The organism is Acinetobacter towneri (assembly GCF_017498585.1).
Classification (GTDB): Bacteria; Pseudomonadota; Gammaproteobacteria; order Pseudomonadales; family Moraxellaceae; genus Acinetobacter; species Acinetobacter towneri.
In genome coordinates this window covers 496094-518056 of record NZ_CP071766.1, presented here as the reverse complement: position 1 = coordinate 518056, position 21963 = coordinate 496094, and the positions used below count along the sequence as shown (strand labels likewise).

Sequence of the window (21963 nt, the reverse complement as noted above, 5' to 3'; positions counted from 1 at the left end):
CCATCCTTCTTAGTAATAATGATGAAAGACATCCAGCAGCCAACCTGTAGCAACCGTCATGCTCGCAGGATGTAATCTTTTTAAAGTAACAGGTCAAGATGACAAGTTCATGAGCAGTATTGTTGCTTTTAATAATTATAATATATAAGTTTATAATTAATATAAAAATCCCCTATTTTTTGCCAAAAACAGGGGATTTTTTTTGAAAGAGTTTTAAATCAGTTTAAGCGATTTTAAGCCGTGTGTTGCAACGCTTGAATGAGTTTTTGATGTAAACCACCAAATCCACCATTTGACATAATCACCACTGCATCGCCCTCACCTGCTTGGCTCACGATTTTTTGAATAATTTCATCCAAAGTATTGGCCACCACCGCATGATTGCGAGCAGCCGCAACCACAGGCTGTAAATCCCAGTCTAAACCTTCAGGTTGATACCAAATCACAGCATCCGCCAAACGTGCTGAATCTGCCAAGCCCTCTTTATGACTGCCCATGCGCATGGTGTTGGAACGTGGTTCAATAATCGCCCAAAGCTTACGCTCACCCAAACGCTTACGTGCGCCGTCCAGTGTGGTTTCAATTGCGGTTGGATGGTGGGCAAAGTCATCATAGACTTCAATGCCGCGTATGGTGCCTAATAACTCCATACGGCGTTTCACCCCACCAAAATTGGACAGCGCTGCACATGCGGTTTCAATTGCAACCCCAACATGCTCTGCTGCGGCGATGGTTGCCAAGGCATTGGCGACACTGTGTTGCCCAGTCATATTCCAGCGCACTTCACCTTGTAGCACACCATTTTTCAGAACTTTAAAATGTGAACCATCTGCTGCAAGTTGTTCTGCATACAGTTCCGCTTGTGGATCTGCATTGAGCGAAGTACGTAGCACAGGTGTCCAGCAACCCATTTCTAACACTTCATCAATATGGGTTTCTGTAATTGGGGCAATAATGCGCCCTTCACTTGGGATGGTACGCACCAAATGATGGAATTGTTTTTGAATTGCGGCCAAATCATCAAAAATATCGGCATGGTCAAATTCAAGGTTATTTAAAATGGCGGTTTTAGGATGGTAATGTACGAACTTGGAGCGTTTATCAAAAAACGCAGAGTCGTATTCATCGGCTTCGACACAGAAATACTTGCCTGCACCCAAACGTGCACTTTCACTAAAGCCTAAAGGAACGCCGCCAATTAAAAAGCCCGGTTCTAAGCCTGCCTGATCCAATACCCACGCCAACATGGTGGTGGTGGTGGTTTTGCCGTGCGTGCCTGCAACGCCCAGTACGTGTTTGCCTTGCAAGACATGATCGGCCAAAAATTGCGGGCCAGAAATATACGGTAAACCTGCATTCAGCATGTATTCAACCGCATCAATCCCACGTTTCATGGCATTGCCCACAATCACTAAATCTGGATGCGGTTGTAAATGGCTGCGGTCATAACCTTGCATTAAGGTAATGCCTGCATTTTCCAGTTGAGTCGACATCGGTGGATAGACGTTTTGGTCTGAACCTGTGACGGTATGTCCTAAATCGCGGGCCAAAAGTGCCAATGAGCCCATAAATGTGCCACAAATACCCAAAATATGCAGATGCATTCCGCCTTACTCCACTGCTTTTTATAGACACATCACGTATTTTTGTGCTGTTGTCGTGATTAACTTGATTTGAAGCAACGATAGCAAGGGTTTTGGCGAAAAGATAGTGATTCTTGTATCTCATTTCAGGGATTTTTCTGAGCTGAATCTGCGCCAAAGGATGTAAAAAATTGCTGCTCTTGCATTTTTTATGGCAAATAGCTCGTAAAATAAAACTGAATTTTTAAGATAGTACGACACAATGTCTTCAGCACTTTTACTTTTGGTGATTGCAAACTGTTTTATGACCTTGGCGTGGTATGGTCATCTCAAGTTTTTACCACATGATGCTCCGCTGTGGCAGGCAATTTTATTCAGTTGGGTGATCGCCCTATTTGAATACAGTTTGATGATTCCTGCTACCCGTTTGCTGGCGCAGCATGGCTGGGCGGTAGGTCAAATGAAAATTACCCAAGAAGTTGTGACTTTATTGGTGTTTGTCCCGTTTATGATTTTTCTGTTTAAGCAACCTTTTAAACTGGATTATTTATGGGCAGCCTTATGTTTATGTGGTTGCGTGTATTTTGTATTTCGTGCGCCTTAAAGACGAGTTTTAGCTCGCTTGAATAGCTTTAGGTTCACCTATTTTGTTTAACTGTTTTCAATTCTTTAAAATAACCCGATAAAAATAATCAAAAAAGTCGGTTGAGTCGCCGTGTTCAATTTTAACAAGTCGAAAAATCAGTCTATAATGTGGAGTTCTTATTCAAGCTTGGCTTTCTCGCCTGAATTTCTCTTTCCTTAGTTTCGTTTCTGGAATATTTGTAATGAACGCGGCCGCTGCACAAGACGCTCCTCTCGTTGGAATTATCATGGGTTCTCAATCGGATTGGGCAACTCTCGAACACACTGCCAATATGCTGAAGCAGCTTGGTGTCCCATTTGAAGCGGAAGTCGTTTCTGCACACCGTACCCCAGATCGCTTATTTGAATATGCTGAACAAGCGCGTGATCGTGGCATTCAGGTGATTATTGCAGGCGCTGGTGGTGCCGCACACTTACCAGGTATGTGTGCAGCTAAAACTGATTTACCTGTTTTGGGTGTGCCAGTGAAATCTTCAATTTTAAATGGTGTCGATTCATTACTTTCAATTGTGCAAATGCCTGCAGGTATTGCCGTAGGTACATTGGCGATTGGTCCTGCGGGAGCAACCAATGCGGCAATTATGGCAGCCCAAATTTTAGGTTTAACCCGTCCAGAAATTGCACAAAATGTTGCCAATTTCCGTGCCGCGCAAACTGAGAAAGTTTCAAGCAACAATATTCCAGGTCAGGCTTAAGCGGGACAATTACTATGGATAAGACCATCGGTATTTTTGGTGGCGGTCAATTGGGTCGCATGATGGCACAAGCGGCTTTACCCTTAAATATTCAATGTACCTTTTTTGAAGCCAGTCCAGATTGCCCAGCGGCAACCTTGGGTCAGGTTTTTGCCAGCAAAAGCGAAAATAGCCTACAAGATTTTATACACAGTGCCGATGTATTCAGCCTTGAGTTTGAAAATACTCCGTTGGCTGATGTTGATGTATTGATTAAGCACAAAGACTTGCATCCACCACGTCAGGCTTTGGCAATTGCCCAAAACCGCTTGCTGGAAAAAGGCTTATTTGATGAATTGGCGATTCCTGTTGCGCCGTATAAAGCGGTCAACTCGCTGGAAAGTTTACAGGCTGCTGTAGCTGAACTTGGTCTGCCAATTGTGCTAAAAACCGCAACAGGCGGCTATGATGGCAAAGGTCAGTTTGTCTTGCGCAGTGCAGATCAGATTGAACAAGCATGGGCAGAACTTGGCCCTGCAGGCAGCTTGATCGCAGAAAGTTTTGTTACTTTTTCACGTGAAGTATCTATTATTGCGGTGCGTGGTCAAAATGGTGAAGTAAAAACTTGGCCATTGGCAGAAAACCATCATCACAACGGTATTTTGTCGCATTCGATTGTCCCTGCACCAAACAGCGCTGACTTGCAGCCTGCGGCACAAGACTATATCACTCGCCTGCTCAATCACTTGAATTATGTAGGTGTGTTGACGTTAGAGCTATTTGTCACTGACAAGGGCTTGTATGCCAACGAGATGGCACCTCGTGTGCATAACTCAGGTCACTGGTCAATTGAAGGCGCGGTGTGTTCGCAGTTTGAGAACCATATTCGTGCTGTAGCAGGTTTACCGTTAGGCTCAACTGAAGTGGTACGTCCAACGGTGATGGTCAATATTATTGGTCAGCATCCCAAAACTGAAGATGTGTTGGCATTGAATGGCGCACATTTGCATTTGTACAATAAAACTGAGCGTGAAGGTCGTAAAATTGGGCATATTACTTTAATGCCGAATGATGCTGCTGAGTTGACAGATTTATGCCGCCAATTGGCAAAAATTTTGCCAAATCCATTGGCGCTCAGTGCTGATATGAGCTTGTAAATTTAAAAATGACGCCAAAGCGCTCATCACGATGAGCGCTTTTTTATGCTCTCACATTTTTTATTCTGCCCATTTTTAAGGTGTTCTACCGTTAATCTGTCTAGGATTGACGCTGTAATTTTAGGTTGATTAAGATAGATCAGGCTGAATAAGCAACCATCACCGTAGCAAAGCAATACTTAAAATAAAAATGCGCACAAGTCTGATGGGAAACAGATGATAATTATGAATTCAAAACTTTAAATTCAAATAGCGCGTTTTAAATTTAAAGCGATGCTTCAACTTTGAATTTAAATATCAGAAATGAATTTAAAGATAGATCTGCAGTTTTGAATTTAAATAAAGTAGCGGCTCTTTTGATCTTTAAATTTAAAAAGCTACTTTTAAATTCAAAGTAATACATCGTAAATATGCAGTGAATGTCGTGTTTTGTGGGTAACTTGGGTTGGTTTAATTTGAATTTAAACTTTTAAATTTAAAAGTCTTATCATGTGTTGTGATTTTGAATTTAAAAATGTGAGATGCTGTACTTGTGGATAAGTGTTTTAAATTTAAAACGAGAAAATGAATTTAAAACTGTGTAAATGAATTTAAAGTTACAGATTTTCATCTGATCTCTGTGGCTGAAGGTGTTATGGTAAAGCCAAGATTTAAATTCAAAACACATCAAAGGGTATTATGCATCGTTTCGCTGTGATTTTTGCGACAGCTGCAATGGCAGCTACTCAGGTTCAGGCAGAACTGATTATCAATGGAAAATCTGTCACCGTAACACCAACGGTCAGTACATCTGCAAATTTTCAACCACAAAACCATTTTCAAAGTTGTTTGGCCAATTTACGCAGCCAAGCCATTGCCAAAGGGGTGAGTGGCAGCAGTTATGATCGCTATACTCAAAATCTCAGCCCAGATTATTCCGTCATTGAGCGTTTAAATTACCAACCTGAATTTTCTACGCCAATCTGGGATTATCTCTCAGGCTTGGTCGATGATGAGCGCGTGCAGGCAGGACAGCAGAAATTGGCACAGCACCGTGATGTGCTCAATCGTGTTGCAGCAGCCTATGGCGTACCTGCAGAAACCGTAGTGGCGGTTTGGGGTGTAGAAAGTAACTTTGGTGCGATTTCAGGATCCTATCCATTATTGCAAGCGCTAGGTACCTTGAGCTGTGAAGGACGCCGTCAAAGCTATTTCCGAGGTGAGTTTTTTACCACCATGCGTTTATTGCAACGTGGTGATGTCACTGAATCACAATTAAAAGGCTCATGGGCAGGGGCGTTTGGGCATACTCAGTTTATGCCATCGACCTATGATGAGTTGGCGGTCGATTTTGATGGTGATGGTCGCCGTGACTTAGTATCTAGTATTCCAGATGCTTTGGCTTCCACCGCTAACTTTTTAAAACGTCGCGGCTGGCAAACAGGGCAGCCGTGGGGCTTTGAAGTCAAAGTGCCTGCAGGCATGTCTTTGAGTGGTGAAGGGCGACGCAATAAAAAATCCCTCAGCAGTTGGGTTAATCGTGGGTTGACTCGTGCAGATGGTTCGGCATTAATTCAGGGCAATTTATCGGGCAGTAGTCAGGCAGGCTTGATGGCACCTGCAGGTGCGAATGGCCCTGTATTCTTAGTGTTTAGAAACTTCGATGCCATTTATAGCTATAACGCAGCAGAAAGTTATGCCTTAGCGATTGCGCATTTATCAGATCGTTTAATGGGGCAGTCTGCATTCCGCACCGCTTGGCCAACCGATGATGCAGGTACATCCCGCGCAGAACGCCGTGAAATTCAACGCTTTTTGTTAAGCCGTGGTTATGACATTGGTGAAGTGGATGGTTTAATTGGCGACAAAACCCGTCAAGCGATTCGTCAGGAACAGACTCGACTCGGCTTGGCTGCAACAGGTCGGGCAGGGCAGCAAATTTTAAGAGCGTTTCGTAATGAAGCGGCCAAACAAATGATGCAATAAGTTGTTGTGATTGCATTAAAAAGGTCTGCAAATGTGCAGACCTTTTTAATTTTTGTCTTAAAATAGGGGATTAAGGTTCAATTTTCACTGCTTCAAGCAAATCAAAAATCACAGTCGTGACATCTTGGCTTAATTCTTTGTTATTAAAAATTTCATAAGCTGAAATGGTGATGTCGGTATCACTTGGCAGCAAACGCTGTTCTTCTTCAATCAGGTGTTCAATTGGTAATAAGGTCTGTCTAACCTCAAGATGCAAAATATCTTTGTATTCAATATTTTCATCTTCAAGTTCAATCACTTGCTCATTAAAATACGGCAATAAAATCGAGTGGAGACAAGGTTGAAGCTCAACAATATCAAAAATTTCGATATCACGGCTTTGTTCAATCGTGCTGATGTGGTCATTTACTTCAATCAGGATATGGTAGTAACTCACATGAATCTCCACAGATCGTTCAGGGTTATACAGAGCCTTCACAATAACATGAAATGAGTAAATTTGCTGCCTTTGCACGTGTAATGGATATGCAACTATCGTACAGGGTGAGGGGAGTTTTGTGTTTTAGTCACTTCAGTTTGCCAGATTGCTCAATGCCGTGCATGGAGTAAATCGAGATCGGCAGGGCGCAGTTGGAAATTCTGCAACTGCTGATCTTTTAGCATTGGATACATTAAGGCATAAGGGTCGTTATGGTGTGCTAAACCCAAAGCATGACCAAATTCATGCGCCAAAGTTAGACGTAAATCATCTTTAGATTGAAACTCATAAATCCGAATGGCCTGACCATCAAAGCTGCCTTTATCAAATAAACGTGGTTGAAAACGTGCATTAAATTGCTGGATGGATACATCAATGTCTTGATTAAGTTGATTGAGGGCATCGACTTGTTGATTGAGCTGGTTAATTTGCTGATTAAATTGCGCTATTTCGTGTTCTAAACTCCACATGTGTTGCTGGATTTCTTGTTTTTTGGCTGCAAAAATTTCCTGTTGCGAAGGATGTAGCCCACCACTTTGGTTAATTTGCTGTACTTGACGATTGTATTGTTCAAGTTGTTGTTCAAATAGCATTTTTTTTGCATCAAGTTGTTGATTTTTATCTGCAATTTCTTGTTTTAGTGCTTGAATATTTTGGTTTTGATTGTTCCAGTGTTGTTGGCGTTGTTCAATGGCTGTAAGTTGTTGTTGGCGTTGGTTTGATTCATCTTGACGTTGATCATAAATCAAGTGAATGGCGAGCTTGGCGTTCGGGTCATATACAAAATAATCTTGTCCCGTTCCTTGTTTCCAAATATAGGTGGCTTCCTGACTCAGTTGCAGTAAATCGGCATGGCTTAAGCCAAAACGCGGGTCGACTTCAGCAATACGATAACGTAGGCGAGTATCTAAAGGATATTGTAAACGATTTAGTGCAGTATTGTGCCGTGTGTGCGGATGTTGAATATTTTGATAAATCAGCAAGATAGAAAACAGTATGATTGCACCCAATAGAAACAAACGCATTGCTAGCGGCATCCTTTTTTGGGTTTACTGTAGCCGAAAGTAGGGCAGAAACTCAATCTATTTGCAGTTAGAGCATCATTTTATCTATTGTACTCGGTTGAGCGTCCAATTGTCTGTGCTCTTTCATTTAAATCTTGAAGTCAGTGTATGGATATCGAAAAGAAAAACCGCGCTGCAATTGCTTGCAGCGCGGTTTTTGATGTGCGTTAAAGCGACAAATTATTTTTTATCATCTTTGACTTCAGTGAATTCAGCATCCACAACGCCATCATCGGCTTTTTGTTGACCTGCGTCACCGCCAAATGCATTTGGGTCGAAACCTTGTGCACCGCCTTGACCTTGTGCAGCTTCATACGCACGTTGCGTAATTGGCATGATGATGTTTTGCAATGCTTCAGTTTTTGCTTTGATTGCATCTACATCATTTTCTTTGGTTGTCGCTTCAAGCTCAGTGACTGCAGTTTCAATCGCAGTTTTTTCATCGGCAGTCACTTGTTCACCAAGGTCTTTTACTGCTTTTTGAGCAGAAGAAACTAAAGCATCCGCTTCGTTACGTGCTTTTGCAAGTTCTTCAAACTTACGGTCTTCTTCAGCATTTGCTTCAGCATCTTTAATCATCGCTTCAATTTCAGCATCGCTCAAACCAGAGTTTGCTTTAATTTGAATCGATTGTTCTTTGCCTGTGCTCTTGTCTTTTGCAGACACTTTCAAGATACCGTCAGCGTTAATGTCGAACGAAACTTCAATTTGTGGCACACCGCGTGGCGCTGGTGGAATGTCACCTAATTGGAAGTTACCCAACAATTTGTTTTGTTGAGCCATTTTACGCTCACCTTGGTAAACTGAAATGTCTACTGCAGGCTGGTTGTCTGCCGCTGTTGAGAACACTTGAGATTTCTTCGCAGGAATCGTGGTGTTTTTCTCAATGATTGGCGTCAACACGCCACCCATAGTTTCAATACCAAGCGTTAACGGAGTTACGTCTAGAAGCAATACGTCAGTTTTGTCACCAGACAATACGGCACCCTGAATTGCTGCACCAATTGCAACAGCTTCGTCTGGGTTTACGTCTTTACGTGGCTCTTTGCCAAAGAATTCTTGTACTTTTTGTTGTACAAGTGGCATACGTGATTGACCACCCACCAAAATCACGTCAGAGATGTCAGAAGTTGAAAGTCCTGCATCTTGTAGCGCAACTTTACATGGCTCAATGGTACGAGCGACTAAATCAGCAACCAAACCTTCAAGTTTGGCGCGAGTCACGTTCATCACCAAGTGCTTCGGACCTGTTGCGTCTGCAGTGATATATGGCAAGTTGATTTCAGTCGCATTTGAAGATGAAAGCTCGATTTTTGCTTTCTCAGCCGCTTCTTTCAGACGTTGTAATGCCAATGGATCTTGTTTCAAGTTGAAGTTTTGCTCTTTTTTGAACTCTTCAACCAAGTATTCGATCAAGGCATTGTCAAAGTCTTCACCACCAAGGAAGGTATCACCGTTGGTTGATAACACTTCAATTTGTTGGTCGCCATCAAGGTCTGCAATTTCAATGATCGATACGTCAAAAGTACCACCACCCAAGTCATATACAGCAACTTTACGGTCGCCTTCTTTCTTGTCCATACCAAATGCAAGCGCAGCAGCAGTTGGTTCGTTGATGATACGTTTAACTTCTAAGCCTGCAATTTTACCCGCATCTTTGGTTGCTTGGCGCTGTGCATCGTTAAAGTACGCAGGTACAGTAATCACGGCTTCAGTAACTGTTTCGCCCAAATAATCTTCGGCAGTCTTTTTCATCTTTTTCAAAGTTTCTGCAGAAATTTGCTGTGGTGCAAGTTTCTTGTCATTCACTTCAACCCAAGCATCGCCATTGTCTGCTTTGATGATTTTGTAAGGCACAAGACCAATGTCTTTTTGTACCGCTTGGTCTTCATAACGACGACCAATCAAACGCTTAATTGCGAATAATGTGTTTTTCGGGTTAGTTACAGCCTGACGCTTTGCAGATTGACCTACAAGAATTTCGCCATCTTTATAAGCAATAATAGATGGAGTTGTACGTGCGCCTTCTGCGTTTTCAATTACTTTAACTTTGTCGCCTTCAAGTACCGCTACACATGAGTTAGTTGTACCTAAGTCAATACCAATGATTTTAGCCATTTGGATGTTTCCTCAAAAATTCTTTTGCAATGTTTTCACTTGTTATTCGATATGAGAGCCAATCAAAATTTTTCAAGTTGTTTAGATGAAAATTTTTTATCAACTCTCGATTTTATAAGGCTTAAGCGCCAACCATCACCATTGCAGGGCGGAGTAAGCGACCATGTAAGGTGTAGCCTTTTTGTAATACGTTGCCAATTTCATTGGCTTTTGCATTTGGATCAATCCCTACGGCTTGATGCAGGTCTGCATTGAAACCATTGGCTGTATCAATCACCACCACACCAAACTTTTCTAAAGTGGTCAGTAATGATTTCAAGGTCAGTTCCACACCTTCAGACAAGGCAGTTTTTTCATCACCATTGGCGGCAATAGCACGCTCAAGGTTGTCTACAGAATCCAATAATTCTTTAGCAAACTTTTCTAAAGCAAACTTTTTAGCTGTATCTGCTTCACGTTCTAAACGCTCTTTGGTTTTTTCCGCTTCGTAAACTGCATTGGCAGTACGTGCTTTTTCCAATTTTAGGTTTTCTTCAAGTTTGCTCAGTTGTTCTTGTAAAGACTCAACGGAAACTTCTGCTTGCTCAGTATCTTGCGCTGTTTGTTGTTCCGTCTGCTCTAGCTCAAGGTCTTGAGTTTGTTCGTTCTGCTCAGTTGCCATTGATTTACTCCGTTTAAATGGGTTTTTAAACATGTACAGTCCTTTGGCGTCAGTGCTAACTGCGTTATTGCTGAACTGCCATGGTTAGAGAAGTTCGTAATTAGCTAAGAAATCGGGGCAGGGCAGGCAAAATTCAAGCGTGCCAGTAGATTAATTTTCATTGCCATGAAATTTGGTCAAAAAAATACATTTTGAATCAAGATGTCGGCGGATGAATGAAGCAAATTAAACTTTGAAACTTATAATATTTTTTTGTTTAAAAAAGTATGGTAATAGGGAGCTGATTATTCAGCTAAACCAGTGCTTTTATTACGGAGATAGCTAAAAACACTGTTTTATCAACAGGATTCGACTGGGTGTTTGTTCACTATATTGTGCATGCGTATGATTAGAGTTTTTAAGTTTTGGTTGATTAATCGCTAAAACAGCTTAATCGAGAGTAATTATATATTTTACACAAAACCTAACACTGCTTATTCTTTGCGCATAGATGCTATATCGCTGTAGTTTCTTGTGTATTGCTAAATGTGTTTTCGGGGCTTATCTAACTTCTGAATAAGCCCTTTTTTTACCTCATTTGTTTTGCTTTGCTGCAAGACTCAATCACGATCACGTCGTTGTTCACGGTCTTTACGGTTTTCCTGCCAGCGCTTTTGTTGTGCATCACGTTGTTGTTGCCAGCGTTTACGTGCTTCCTCACGCTTTTTTTGTTCAGCTTCAATTTGCTGCTTACGCTTTTGCTCAAGCTGTTTACGCTGCTGTTCCGATAAGCGTTTACGCTGCTCTGCTAAACGTTGTCGCTCTTGTTCATAGCGTTGTTGCTGTAATTGCTGTTGTCGTTTTTGTTCCCATTCACGACGTTCTAGTTCACGTTTACGACGCTCTAACTCAACCCGATTTTTACCTTGTTGATATTCCCAACGCTGCCGATCATTGTCATAACGTCGATGATCATCATCATAGCGTGGCTCATATCGTCCATCGTAGTAACCTTCGTCAGGCACGACTACGCAACCTACGGCTAAAAAAGCAGTCGCACATGAAAGTAAGATTAATTTTTTAGTCATGCTCTGCCTCCTGAGCTGATGAGGTGAATTTGTCTGAAACATCAAACATAGACTGCAATAGTGTCAATGACAGCGTCATAAAAGCAGGGTAGCGTATAGGTAATTTGAATGTGTATAACGATTGAAGCACTTGTATAACAAAATGGTCACTGTGCTGTTGATCATGAAGAAATTATGAAGCGTTTAGGCAAATCATGCAGACATATAAAAAGGAACAGGCATGCAAATTTTGAATTCATCTCTCAAAAATAAATTGCACAAAGGACAAGGTGCTGCTGCACGTGCATTAAATAAGTTACCAAGTCGAGTACATCATACTTTGGCTCAAGCTTTGGGTTATCCGTATCATTATCCAGACCTTGATCCATTTATTAAATGCATGATGGCGGCACAATTAAAACAAGGGAAAATTGGTTTTATTGGTGCTGACCCTGTACAGTCTAGACAGGCATTTGATCGACAAATGCAATCTATTCTGAGCACTCCAACTGCGGTCAAACGAGTTGAAGAAATCCGTTTAAACTTAGCCAGTGGCAATATCGCAGCGCGTTATTATCATCCTGCACCACATAAAAAATTGCCTTTAATCGTGTTTTATCATGGTGGTGGTTTTGTGGTGGGTGGTTTAGACAGTCATGACGAATTTTGCCGCTTAATGGCGGTACATGCCCATGCACAAGTGTTGAGTGTGGAATATCCACTCGCGCCTGAAGCTAGTCCACAGCAGATTATTCAAGTCTGTGAAGATGCTTTGGCATGGGCATATCAACATCGTCGAGAAATGAAAATTTTAAAAAATCGCATAGCGGTGGCAGGCGATAGTGCGGGTGGTAATATTGCAGCGGTGGTTGCACAGCGTAGTGCTCATTCAGCCTATGCACCTGACGCACAATTTTTAATTTATCCAGCCTTAGATTTTAAGAGTCGCCATCCTTCATTCTTTGCTTATAAAGATGGTTTGGTGTTGACGGGACAAGATATTGATTTTGTCACCCAGCACTATGTCACACAGCATCAGGTCGCTTTGGATGATCCAATCATTTCGCCAACTTTTGGCAAATTGAAAAAACTAGCGCCTGCCTTTGTGGTCACAGCAGGGCATGACGTTTTGCATGATGAAGCTGAAATTTATGCACATAAATTACGTCAACATGCTGTCACGGTAAAATATGTAGAATATTTAGATCAAACACATGGTTTTATTAGCATGACCTTTGTGTCGCGTCGCGCCAAAAAAATCAGCATTGAAATGTGTAAAAACTTTAGAAAATTTTGGGATCGACCACGTAGCTAAACCTTGGGTTGTCTTTGTTAATCTGTTTCACGTGGAACGGTTAAACCAGAGTAGAGATTTCGGCTTCTGGAAAAGTCAGTTCGAACTCAGGCACGTAAAAACCATTGATGAAGCGTGCCTGATTAAAATCAGGAAACAAACTTGGATTCGATTGCCAAGACGCATGTTTGAGTGGGATTAATCTGCCGCGAAAAGAAGGATTAAATTGATAAGATTTCCCTTGCCATGTTTGCTGAATTTTTAAAAGCGCAGCAGGGATGTAATGACTATCAATAAAGCTACGTTGCGTATTGCATTTTTCAAGTTGAATGGCGAATTGCAAATCTGCGTGTTGTATTTTGCAACTCATCTGTCGATCTTGAATATCCCAATCAAAGCTTGCCAGTTCTTTCGGAATACCCCAAAGCTGTTGTCCGTGTTGCACAGAAGACTCAGTTGAAACAAAAATTTTAGGAATGGTAGATAAACGACGCTGCCTAAATAGAGGATGATCTAAAATCAGCAGCTCATCATAAGCGCCAATGGGGCTAGCGTTATAACGTACCCACATGACTTGAACAAGACGCCCTAAAAAAGAAGGTGCTAAGCCAAAAGGCTGTGCCAGATTTAAAAAATGCGGGCTGAGCCAATAATTTAAAATATAGGCTTCACCTTGAAGTTGCCAAGGTGCTGGACACAGTCGGATCTGATCTGAATTATTTTTATCAAATGGAGCGTAAAACTCAGTCCTTCAGGTCAGAGATATAAGCGACACGACATGAAGTGTCGTTTGATTTAACTAAGGGCTATTTTCCTTGAGTTTTGATTGTTAATATAAGTACATGAAAACCCTTAAATTACGTATAAAAGACAAACATTGCAAGGTGTTAGACCAACTAGCATCAGAAGTGAACTTCGTCTGGAATTATGTCAATGATTTAGGGTTTAGGCATTTGAAGCGGAAAGGTGAATTTCTCTCTGCTTTTGATATTGCCAAATATACGAAAGGCACATCCAAAGAATGTAATTTACATAGTCAAACCATTCAGGCTGTAACTGAAGAATTAGTCACCCGAAGAAAGCAATTTAAAAAGGCAAAGCTGAAATGGCGTATCAGCAATAAAAAATCAGCAAGGCGCTCTTTGGGATGGGTTCCCTTTAAAAAGGTGGCTATCAAATATGCCACTGGATATGTCCAGTATGGAAAACACCAATTTAAGCTTTGGGATAGCTACGGTTTAAGTAAATACACGTTAAAAACAGGTTCATTTGTAGAGGATAGCCGTGGGCGTTGGTATGTATGTCTTGTTGTTGAATCGCCTAAGCAAGATAAATCGACAGCAACCAAATCGATTGGTATTGATCTAGGCTTAAAAGATATTGCCACCTGTTCTGATGGCACTGTAATTTCAAATCCAAAATTCTATCGAAAATATGAGCAGAAATTATGTATTGCTCAGAGAGCCAGGAATAAGAAGCGTGTTCGTGCATTACACGCCAAGATTGCAAATAGTCGAAAAGATCATTTGCATAAAGCAAGCACCAAGCTTGTGAATGAAAATGCATTGATTATTGTAGGTGACTTGAGTGCTAAAAAATTAGTAAAAACCAAAATGGCAAAATCTGTTTTGGATACAGGATTTTCGGCACTAAAAACAATGCTCAAGTATAAATGCGAGAACGCAGGCGTATTGTTTGAAGAAGTCCAAGAAGCCTATACCACCCAAATCTGTTCGTGCTGCGGTGAGATCACCTCAAGTAGTCCCAAAGGTAGTACAGATCTTGGAATAAGAGAATGGGAGTGCATGAGCTGTGGTACAGCTCATGATCGAGATATAAACTCAGCTCTAAACATTCTTGCGCTTGGGCATAAGCGTCTAGCTGTAGGAATCACCCTCTTTTAAGGGGGGGAGGATGTCAAACATAAGTTTTCCAGCGTGATAAAAAATAACCACTGATTTAGTCGCATAATCTTATTAATATAACCCCAGTTACGGATAAGCCAAAGATTTAATCACATGAATTTTAGGCTTATTCTTTTGGCAAAGTTGATACGCACATAGTGAAGAAAATACGCTTGCTAAAAAACCAGCAATCGAACGATGTTTACTCGTAACTAAGTGATATTTTTCTTTCAATAATCCTATCAATGTTTCAATTCTTTTACGTTGTCGTAGATGAAATTCATCAGAAAATGGCAATAAGGTCACTCTCATATTTTTTCTTGGATAAGTAATTAAATCAATGCCTTGCTCTTTAAGTGTTTCTTTCAATGGTTGGCTAATGTAGCCTCTATCACCATAGACCGTTGCTGATAAGCCATTCACTAAATCCTCAACTTTTTTAAGATCAGCAATATGTCCGTTTGATAAATCTGAATTTACAATTTCACCCTCTTGATTCATCAGCAAGTGTAATTTGCAACCATAAAACCAGCCCATCGTACTTTTACCACGAGAAGCAATCTCATCTAAAGCATGATGACCTTTAGGGATTCTTTTATTTTTACAAACAGGTAAAGGTGTTGAATCAATCCATAAATATGAACTTTCATCTTTTTGGCTCAACGCATAAAGCAAAGCATGAATAGCAAGTTGGTGCTGATTGATGAGGGTAATCAGGTTTTTATAACAAGGCAAGTCTTTAAAGAGTTTGCTTTCAAACTGACAAAGCAAGTTAAAAAACATCTTAAAATTATGTACTTGAGATGTTTTATAGTAGATGGAGATAGCCACAATTTCTGATAAAGATAGCGTTGCTTGTCTGATACGTTGACGTTTGTTTTCTTGCTTGAGAAATTGCCAATAGATGGGTTCAAATTTTTTGAAAAAATCATCAACAATACAAAAAATTTCTGTAAAATCGTACATGGTAGTTAGAGCCTTTGGGTTGTGTCGTAACTTTCTAAATGGCTCTAACTACCTTTTTTTCAAGGGCTTTTCTTATCCGTAATTCGGGTTAATATAGATGCAATGCAAATACAACACAGATGGATTGGTCAGCAAATGTTAAAACAAAGTGTGTTTACCATGGCAGCAATGCTTATCAGCTTCAATACGATGGCAGCCAACACCGTGGTAGAAATGACAACCAGCATGGGCAATATTGAAATCGAACTGTTTAATGACAAAGCCCCAGTTTCTGCAAAGAACTTTGAAAACTATGCCAAGTCAAACTTCTATAACGGTACGATCTTCCATCGTGTTATCCCAGGCTTTATGGTGCAAGGCGGTGGTATGGATGCCAATATGCAAGAAAAGCCAACCAAAGCGACCATTCGTAATGAATCAAGTAATGGATTGAAAAATACCCGTGGTACCTTGGCGATGGCACGTATGAATCATCCTGATTCTGCCAGCAGCCAATTCTTTATTAATGTGGTAGATAACGATTTCTTAAATCGAAGTCCACGTAACGCAGGCTATGCGGTATTTGGTCAAGTCACTAAAGGTATGGATGTTGTCGATAAAATTGTAAAAGTACCAACAGGCAACTATGGCATGCATCAAAATGTACCGAAACAAGCGGTAAAAATACTCAGTGTGAAAGTGAAAGAGGCTGCCCCAACAAAATAAGCGGATTTAGATTGCAAAAATATGAAAAACATATTTTTAATTTAAAATTATAGGGTTAGTGCGAGTTTTGTGTGTTTTTGAACCAAAATAGTGCGTAAAAATCCAACACTCGTGAAAACAAGCAGTTAAAAGCACTTGCACGTGTAGGAAATTGCCCTATAATGCACCCATCCCGACGCGAAACAGCCTACGAACTTAGCTTACAAGGTTGAGTTGTTAGAAGTGTTTTGCGTTAAAATTTCTGCTGACGAGGCAGAAATTGAGATCATTAAGAGATTATGAAGAACAACTTGTGTGGATTTTTACTGATTGATTGATCGAAAATATTTCATTAATTGATTGGTTTAAATTACTCGAAGTTTATTTGAGCGAAATTTAAGTCAGAAAATTGATGAGCCAGATTTGGAAGTTTAGATTAAAACTTCAAAATGATTTTAACTGAAGAGTTTGATCATGGCTCAGATTGAACGCTGGCGGCAGGCTTAACACATGCAAGTCGAGCGGGCGAGGTTGCTTCGGTAACTGAGCTAGCGGCGGACGGGTGAGTAAAGCTTAGGAATCTGCCTATTAGTGGGGGACAACATTCCGAAAGGGATGCTAATACCGCATACGTCCTACGGGAGAAAGCAGGGGCTCTTTATGACCTTGCGCTAATAGATGAGCCTAAGTCGGATTAGCTAGTTGGTGGGGTAAAGGCCTACCAAGGCGACGATCTGTAGCGGGTCTGAGAGGATGATCCGCCACACTGGGACTGAGACACGGCCCAGACTCCTACGGGAGGCAGCAGTGGGGAATATTGGACAATGGGGGGAACCCTGATCCAGCCATGCCGCGTGTGTGAAGAAGGCCTTTTGGTTGTAAAGCACTTTAAGTGGGGAGGAGGCTTACCTGGTTAATACCTGGGCTAAGTGGACGTTACCCACAGAATAAGCACCGCTAACTCTGTGCCAGCAGCCGCGGTAATACAGAGGGTGCGAGCGTTAATCGGATTTACTGGGCGTAAAGCGCGCGTAGGTGGTTAATTAAGTCAAATGTGAAATCCCCGAGCTTAACTTGGGAATTGCATTCGATACTGGTTAGCTAGAGTATGGGAGAGGATGGTAGAATTCCAGGTGTAGCGGTGAAATGCGTAGAGATCTGGAGGAATACCGATGGCGAAGGCAGCCATCTGGCCTAATACTGACACTGAGGTGCGAAAGCATGGGGAGCAAACAGGATTAGATACCCTGGTAGTCCATGCCGTAAACGATGTCTACTAGCCGTTGGGGGATTTGATCCTTTAGTGGCGCAGCTAACGCGATAAGTAGACCGCCTGGGGAGTACGGTCGCAAGACTAAAACTCAAATGAATTGACGGGGGCCCGCACAAGCGGTGGAGCATGTGGTTTAATTCGATGCAACGCGAAGAACCTTACCTGGCCTTGACATAGTAGAGACTTTCCGAGAGATGGAAAGGTGCCTTCGGGAATCTACATACAGGTGCTGCATGGCTGTCGTCAGCTCGTGTCGTGAGATGTTGGGTTAAGTCCCGCAACGAGCGCAACCCTTTTCCTTACTTGCCAGCATTTCGGATGGGAACTTTAAGGATACTGCCAGTGACAAACTGGAGGAAGGCGGGGACGACGTCAAGTCATCATGGCCCTTACGGCCAGGGCTACACACGTGCTACAATGGTCGGTACAAAGGGTTGCTACCTCGCGAGAGGATGCTAATCTCAAAAAGCCGATCGTAGTCCGGATCGCAGTCTGCAACTCGACTGCGTGAAGTCGGAATCGCTAGTAATCGCGGATCAGAATGCCGCGGTGAATACGTTCCCGGGCCTTGTACACACCGCCCGTCACACCATGGGAGTTTGTTGCACCGGAAGTAGGTAGTCTAACCGCAAGGAGGACGCTTACCACGGTGTGGCCGATGACTGGGGTGAAGTCGTAACAAGGTAGCCGTAGGGGAACCTGCGGCTGGATCACCTCCTTAACGAAAGATTGACGATTGGTAAGAATCCACAACAAGTTGTTCTTCATTGATGTATCTGAGGGTCTGTAGCTCAGTTGGTTAGAGCACACGCTTGATAAGCGTGGGGTCACAAGTTCAAGTCTTGTCAGACCCACCACTACTGACGAAGCAATTATGCAGAAGAAGATACATCGAATCACAGATGATAAGCTGGGGACTTAGCTTAGTTGGTAGAGCGCCTGCTTTGCACGCAGGAGGTCAGGAGTTCGACTCTCCTAGTCTCCACCAAATTTTAAGATCAGAAAAGCACTGTTTTTCCTTAAAATTTAAGCAAACAGCTATGCTGTGCGCAGGCACACATATACTGGAGCTTTAAGCTAAAGATTGCAGAACTTAATAAAAGATCGAATGATTAGATTTGATGGTTTATTAAGTTCTGTGATTTAAATATCACAGTATTTAGTGCGATCTGACGAAGACGCATTAATTCATTAACAGATTGGCAAAATTGAGTCTGAAATAAATTGTTCAACTCATTTAATTCAAGATTGACAGTAATGCTTCGGTGTTACGGTTTAATTACGAATTGAAATGAGAACTAGCAAATTAACTGAATCAAGCGTTTTGGTATATGAATCTAATTGAAGCTGTACAGTGCTTAAGTGCACAAGACATCAAACTGTGAATTAAATAAATATTTTATATTTATTTAATTGTCTTAATCCTACTTGTAGGGATTAACGACTGTTTGGGGTTGTATAGTCAAGTAATTAAGTGCATGTGGTGGATGCCTTGGCAGTCAGAGGCGATGAAAGACGTGATAGCCTGCGAAAAGCTCCGGGGAGGCGGCAAATATCCTTTGATCCGGAGATTTCTGAATGGGGAAACCCACCTACCTTAAGGTAGGTATCGTATGATGAATACATAGTCATACGAAGCGAACGCGGGAAGTGAAACATCTCAGTACCCGTAGGAAAAGAAATCAATTGAGATTCCCTCAGTAGCGGCGAGCGAAAGGGGAAAAGCCCATTAAGTTATGTGTGTTTTAGTGGAATGCTCTGGGAAGTGCAACCATAGTGGGTGATAGTCCTGTACACGAAAGGGCACACATAATGATGACGAGTAGGGCGAGGCACGTGAAACCTTGTCTGAATATGGGGGGACCATCCTCCAAGGCTAAATACTCCTGACTGACCGATAGTGAACCAGTACCGTGAGGGAAAGGCGAAAAGAACCCCTGTGAGGGGAGTGAAATAGATCCTGAAACCGCATGCATACAAGCAGTGGGAGCCACTTCGTGTGGTGACTGCGTACCTTTTGTATAATGGGTCAGCGACTTATATTCAGTAGCAAGGTTAACCGAATAGGGGAGCCGTAGAGAAATCGAGTCTTAATAGGGCGTATAGTTGCTGGGTATAGACCCGAAACCGGGTGATCTATCCATGAGCAGGTTGAAGGTTGGGTAACACTAACTGGAGGACCGAACCCACTGTCGTTGAAAAGCCAGGGGATGACTTGTGGATAGGGGTGAAAGGCTAATCAAACTCGGTGATAGCTGGTTCTCCCCGAAAGCTATTTAGGTAGCGCCTCGGACGAATACCATTGGGGGTAGAGCACTGTTTCGGCTAGGGGGTCATCCCGACTTACCAAACCGATGCAAACTCCGAATACCAATGAGTACTATCCGGGAGACAGACTGCGGGTGCTAACGTCCGTAGTCAAGAGGAAAACAATCCAGACCGCCAGCTAAGGCCCCAAAATCATAGTTAAGTGGGAAACGATGTGGGAAGGCATAGACAGCTAGGAGGTTGGCTTAGAAGCAGCCACCCTTTAAAGAAAGCGTAATAGCTCACTAGTCGAGTCGGCCTGCGCGGAAGATGTAACGGGGCTAAAACTATGTGCCGAAGCTGCGGATGTATACATTGTATACGTGGTAGGGGAGCGTTCTGTAAGCCGAAGAAGGTGGATTGAGAAGTCTGCTGGAGGTATCAGAAGTGCGAATGCTGACGTGAGTAACGACAAAACGGGTGAAAAACCCGTTCGCTGAAAGACCAAGGGTTCCAGTCCAACGTTAATCGGGGCTGGGTGAGTCGACCCCTAAGGCGAGGCCGAGAGGCGTAGTCGATGGGAAATTGGTTAATATTCCAATACTTCAGTGTAATGCGATGAGAGGACGGAGAAGGTTAAGTCAGCCTGGCGTTGGTTGTCCAGGTGAAAGGAAGTAGGCATGCATCTTAGGCAAATCCGGGGTGCTCTATGCTGAGATCTGATAGCAAGCTGTACTTGTACAGTGAAGTGGCTGATACCCTGCTTCCAGGAAAAGTCTCTAAGCTTCAGTTACACTGGAATCGTACCCGAAACCGACACAGGTGGTCAGGTCGAGTAGACCAAAGCGCTTGAGAGAACTCTGCTGAAGGAACTAGGCAAAATGGTACCGTAACTTCGGGAGAAGGTACGCTGTTGATGGTGATAGGACTCGCTCCTTGAGCTGTCGACAGCCTCAGAAACCAGGCCGCTGCAACTGTTTATTAAAAACATAGCACTCTGCAAACACGAAAGTGGACGTATAGGGTGTGATGCCTGCCCGGTGCTGGAAGGTTAATTGATGGGGTTAGCGTAAGCGAAGCTCTTGATCGAAGCCCCAGTAAACGGCGGCCGTAACTATAACGGTCCTAAGGTAGCGAAATTCCTTGTCGGGTAAGTTCCGACCTGCACGAATGGCATAATGATGGCGGCGCTGTCTCCAGCAGAGGCTCAGTGAAATCGAATTCGCCGTGAAGATGCGGTGTACCCGCGGCTAGACGGAAAGACCCCGTGAACCTTTACTGCAGCTTGACATTGAACTTTGACCTTACTTGTGTAGGATAGGTGGGAGGCTTTGAAACTTGGACGCTAGTCCGAGTGGAGCCGTCCTTGAAATACCACCCTGGTAATGTTGAGGTTCTAACTCTGTCCCGTTATCCGGGACGAGGACCATGTCCGTGGGTAGTTTGACTGGGGCGGTCTCCTCCTAAAGAGTAACGGAGGAGTACGAAGGTGCGCTCAGCGTGGTCGGAAATCACGCGTAGAGTATAAAGGCAAAAGCGCGCTTAACTGCGAGACCCACAAGTCGAGCAGGTACGAAAGTAGGTCTTAGTGATCCGGTGGTTCTGTATGGAAGGGCCATCGCTCAACGGATAAAAGGTACTCTGGGGATAACAGGCTGATACCGCCCAAGAGTTCATATCGACGGCGGTGTTTGGCACCTCGATGTCGGCTCATCTCATCCTGGGGCTGAAGCAGGTCCCAAGGGTATGGCTGTTCGCCATTTAAAGAGGTACGCGAGCTGGGTTTAGAACGTCGTGAGACAGTTCGGTCCCTATCTACCGTGGGCGCTGGAAATTTGAGAGGATCTGCTCCTAGTACGAGAGGACCAGAGTGGACGAACCTCTGGTGTACCGGTTGTGACGCCAGTCGCATCGCCGGGTAGCTATGTTCGGAAGGGATAACCGCTGAAAGCATCTAAGCGGGAAGCCTACCTCAAGATAAGATTTCCCCGAGGCTTTATGCCTCCTAAAGAGCCGTTGAAGACTACGACGTTGATAGGTTGGATGTGGAAGCATAGCGATATGTGAAGCTGACCAATACTAATTGCTCGTGAGGCTTGACTATACAACACCCAAACAGTTGGGGTTGTATGCTCAATCGATTCAAATCCAATCAGTCAATTCAGACTGATCTTGATTTAGTTAACGCTAAACAATAAAATTCA

General features: G+C 42.8%; 15 protein-coding genes, 2 tRNA genes and 2 rRNA genes. 11 read left to right on the top strand and 8 right to left on the bottom strand.

All coding sequences use genetic code 11. The annotated features are described in order from the left end of the window. Nucleotides 1-233: 233 nt before the first annotated feature. Nucleotides 234-1604: a UDP-N-acetylmuramate:L-alanyl-gamma-D-glutamyl-meso-diaminopimelate ligase gene (gene mpl, locus J4G44_RS02515; protein ID WP_004969796.1), complete on the bottom strand. Its 1371-nt coding sequence runs from the start codon at nucleotides 1602-1604 to the stop codon at nucleotides 234-236. A 241-nt stretch (nucleotides 1605-1845) separates the two neighbouring features. Here mpl and J4G44_RS02510 point away from each other — a divergent pair, with 241 nt between their 5' ends. From J4G44_RS02510 to J4G44_RS02495, 4 genes are all read left to right on the top strand, one after another. Further along, the gene (locus J4G44_RS02510; RefSeq protein WP_019836196.1) at nucleotides 1846-2187 is read left to right on the top strand and encodes a DMT family protein; all 342 of its coding nucleotides are present in this window, start codon (nucleotides 1846-1848) and stop codon (nucleotides 2185-2187) included. A gap of 223 nt (nucleotides 2188-2410) precedes the next feature. Next, nucleotides 2411-2923 carry a 5-(carboxyamino)imidazole ribonucleotide mutase gene (gene purE / locus J4G44_RS02505; RefSeq protein ID WP_019836195.1) on the top strand — a complete coding sequence of 171 codons (513 nt, stop codon included), beginning with the start codon at nucleotides 2411-2413 and terminating at the stop codon, nucleotides 2921-2923. A gap of 14 nt (nucleotides 2924-2937) precedes the next feature. Next, nucleotides 2938-4059, top strand: coding sequence for a 5-(carboxyamino)imidazole ribonucleotide synthase (locus J4G44_RS02500; RefSeq protein ID WP_131261895.1), 1122 nt, complete (start codon nucleotides 2938-2940; stop codon nucleotides 4057-4059). 678 nt (nucleotides 4060-4737) lie between these two features. Next, a complete protein-coding gene (locus tag J4G44_RS02495) occupies nucleotides 4738-6024 on the top strand; it encodes a lytic murein transglycosylase (protein WP_004969803.1) in 1287 nt (428 codons plus the stop codon). 70 nt (nucleotides 6025-6094) lie between these two features. Here J4G44_RS02495 and J4G44_RS02490 read toward each other — a convergent pair whose 3' ends face one another. The 5 genes from J4G44_RS02490 to J4G44_RS02470 all read right to left on the bottom strand — a co-directional run bounded on the left by J4G44_RS02490 (nucleotide 6095) and on the right by J4G44_RS02470 (nucleotide 11412). Further along, nucleotides 6095-6472, bottom strand: a complete 378-nt coding sequence (locus tag J4G44_RS02490) for a hypothetical protein (RefSeq protein ID WP_162164695.1) — start codon at nucleotides 6470-6472, stop codon at nucleotides 6095-6097. Nucleotides 6473-6612: 140 nt separating this feature from the next. Next, on the bottom strand, nucleotides 6613-7527 hold the full coding sequence (locus J4G44_RS02485; RefSeq protein ID WP_180044398.1) for a matrixin family metalloprotease: 915 nt from the start codon (nucleotides 7525-7527) through the stop codon (nucleotides 6613-6615). Nucleotides 7528-7746: 219 nt separating this feature from the next. Continuing rightward, nucleotides 7747-9684 carry a molecular chaperone DnaK gene (gene dnaK, locus J4G44_RS02480; protein WP_154321227.1) on the bottom strand — a complete coding sequence of 646 codons (1938 nt, stop codon included), beginning with the start codon at nucleotides 9682-9684 and terminating at the stop codon, nucleotides 7747-7749. 121 nt (nucleotides 9685-9805) lie between these two features. Continuing rightward, on the bottom strand, nucleotides 9806-10345 hold the full coding sequence (grpE, locus tag J4G44_RS02475) for a nucleotide exchange factor GrpE (RefSeq protein WP_167846429.1): 540 nt from the start codon (nucleotides 10343-10345) through the stop codon (nucleotides 9806-9808). A gap of 599 nt (nucleotides 10346-10944) precedes the next feature. Continuing rightward, complete coding sequence (locus tag J4G44_RS02470) at nucleotides 10945-11412, bottom strand: hypothetical protein (RefSeq protein WP_131261893.1); 468 nt, start codon at nucleotides 11410-11412, stop codon at nucleotides 10945-10947. Between the two features lie 220 nt (nucleotides 11413-11632). Here J4G44_RS02470 and J4G44_RS02465 point away from each other — a divergent pair, with 220 nt between their 5' ends. Next, nucleotides 11633-12706, top strand: a complete 1074-nt coding sequence (locus tag J4G44_RS02465) for an alpha/beta hydrolase (protein WP_131261892.1) — start codon at nucleotides 11633-11635, stop codon at nucleotides 12704-12706. Nucleotides 12707-12746: 40 nt separating this feature from the next. Here J4G44_RS02465 and J4G44_RS02460 read toward each other — a convergent pair whose 3' ends face one another. Then, nucleotides 12747-13391, bottom strand: coding sequence for an acetoacetate decarboxylase family protein (locus J4G44_RS02460; protein ID WP_167846493.1), 645 nt, complete (start codon nucleotides 13389-13391; stop codon nucleotides 12747-12749). Nucleotides 13392-13527: 136 nt separating this feature from the next. Between J4G44_RS02460 and J4G44_RS02455 the strand changes: the two genes are divergently transcribed. Next, entirely contained in the window at nucleotides 13528-14589 is a 1062-nt protein-coding gene (locus J4G44_RS02455; RefSeq protein WP_207973805.1) for an RNA-guided endonuclease InsQ/TnpB family protein, read from the top strand. Between the two features lie 87 nt (nucleotides 14590-14676). Here J4G44_RS02455 and J4G44_RS02450 read toward each other — a convergent pair whose 3' ends face one another. After that, entirely contained in the window at nucleotides 14677-15555 is an 879-nt protein-coding gene (locus tag J4G44_RS02450; protein WP_167845722.1) for an IS982-like element ISAba4 family transposase, read from the bottom strand. A gap of 135 nt (nucleotides 15556-15690) precedes the next feature. On the opposite strand from J4G44_RS02450, the gene J4G44_RS02445 reads away from it, so the two are divergent. The 5 genes from J4G44_RS02445 to J4G44_RS02425 all read left to right on the top strand — a co-directional run bounded on the left by J4G44_RS02445 (nucleotide 15691) and on the right by J4G44_RS02425 (nucleotide 21863). Beyond that, a complete protein-coding gene (locus J4G44_RS02445) occupies nucleotides 15691-16260 on the top strand; it encodes a peptidylprolyl isomerase (RefSeq protein ID WP_004969822.1) in 570 nt (189 codons plus the stop codon). Nucleotides 16261-16695: 435 nt separating this feature from the next. Further along, a 16S ribosomal RNA gene (locus J4G44_RS02440) occupies nucleotides 16696-18233 on the top strand. 59 nt (nucleotides 18234-18292) lie between these two features. Then, nucleotides 18293-18369: transfer RNA gene (locus J4G44_RS02435), tRNA-Ile, on the top strand. Between the two features lie 55 nt (nucleotides 18370-18424). After that, nucleotides 18425-18500 (top strand) — tRNA-Ala (locus J4G44_RS02430). 472 nt (nucleotides 18501-18972) lie between these two features. Then, a 23S ribosomal RNA gene (locus tag J4G44_RS02425) occupies nucleotides 18973-21863 on the top strand. The 16S and 23S rRNA genes sit together here with 2 tRNA genes alongside, the layout of an rRNA operon. The last annotated feature ends 100 nt before the right edge of the window (nucleotides 21864-21963 follow it).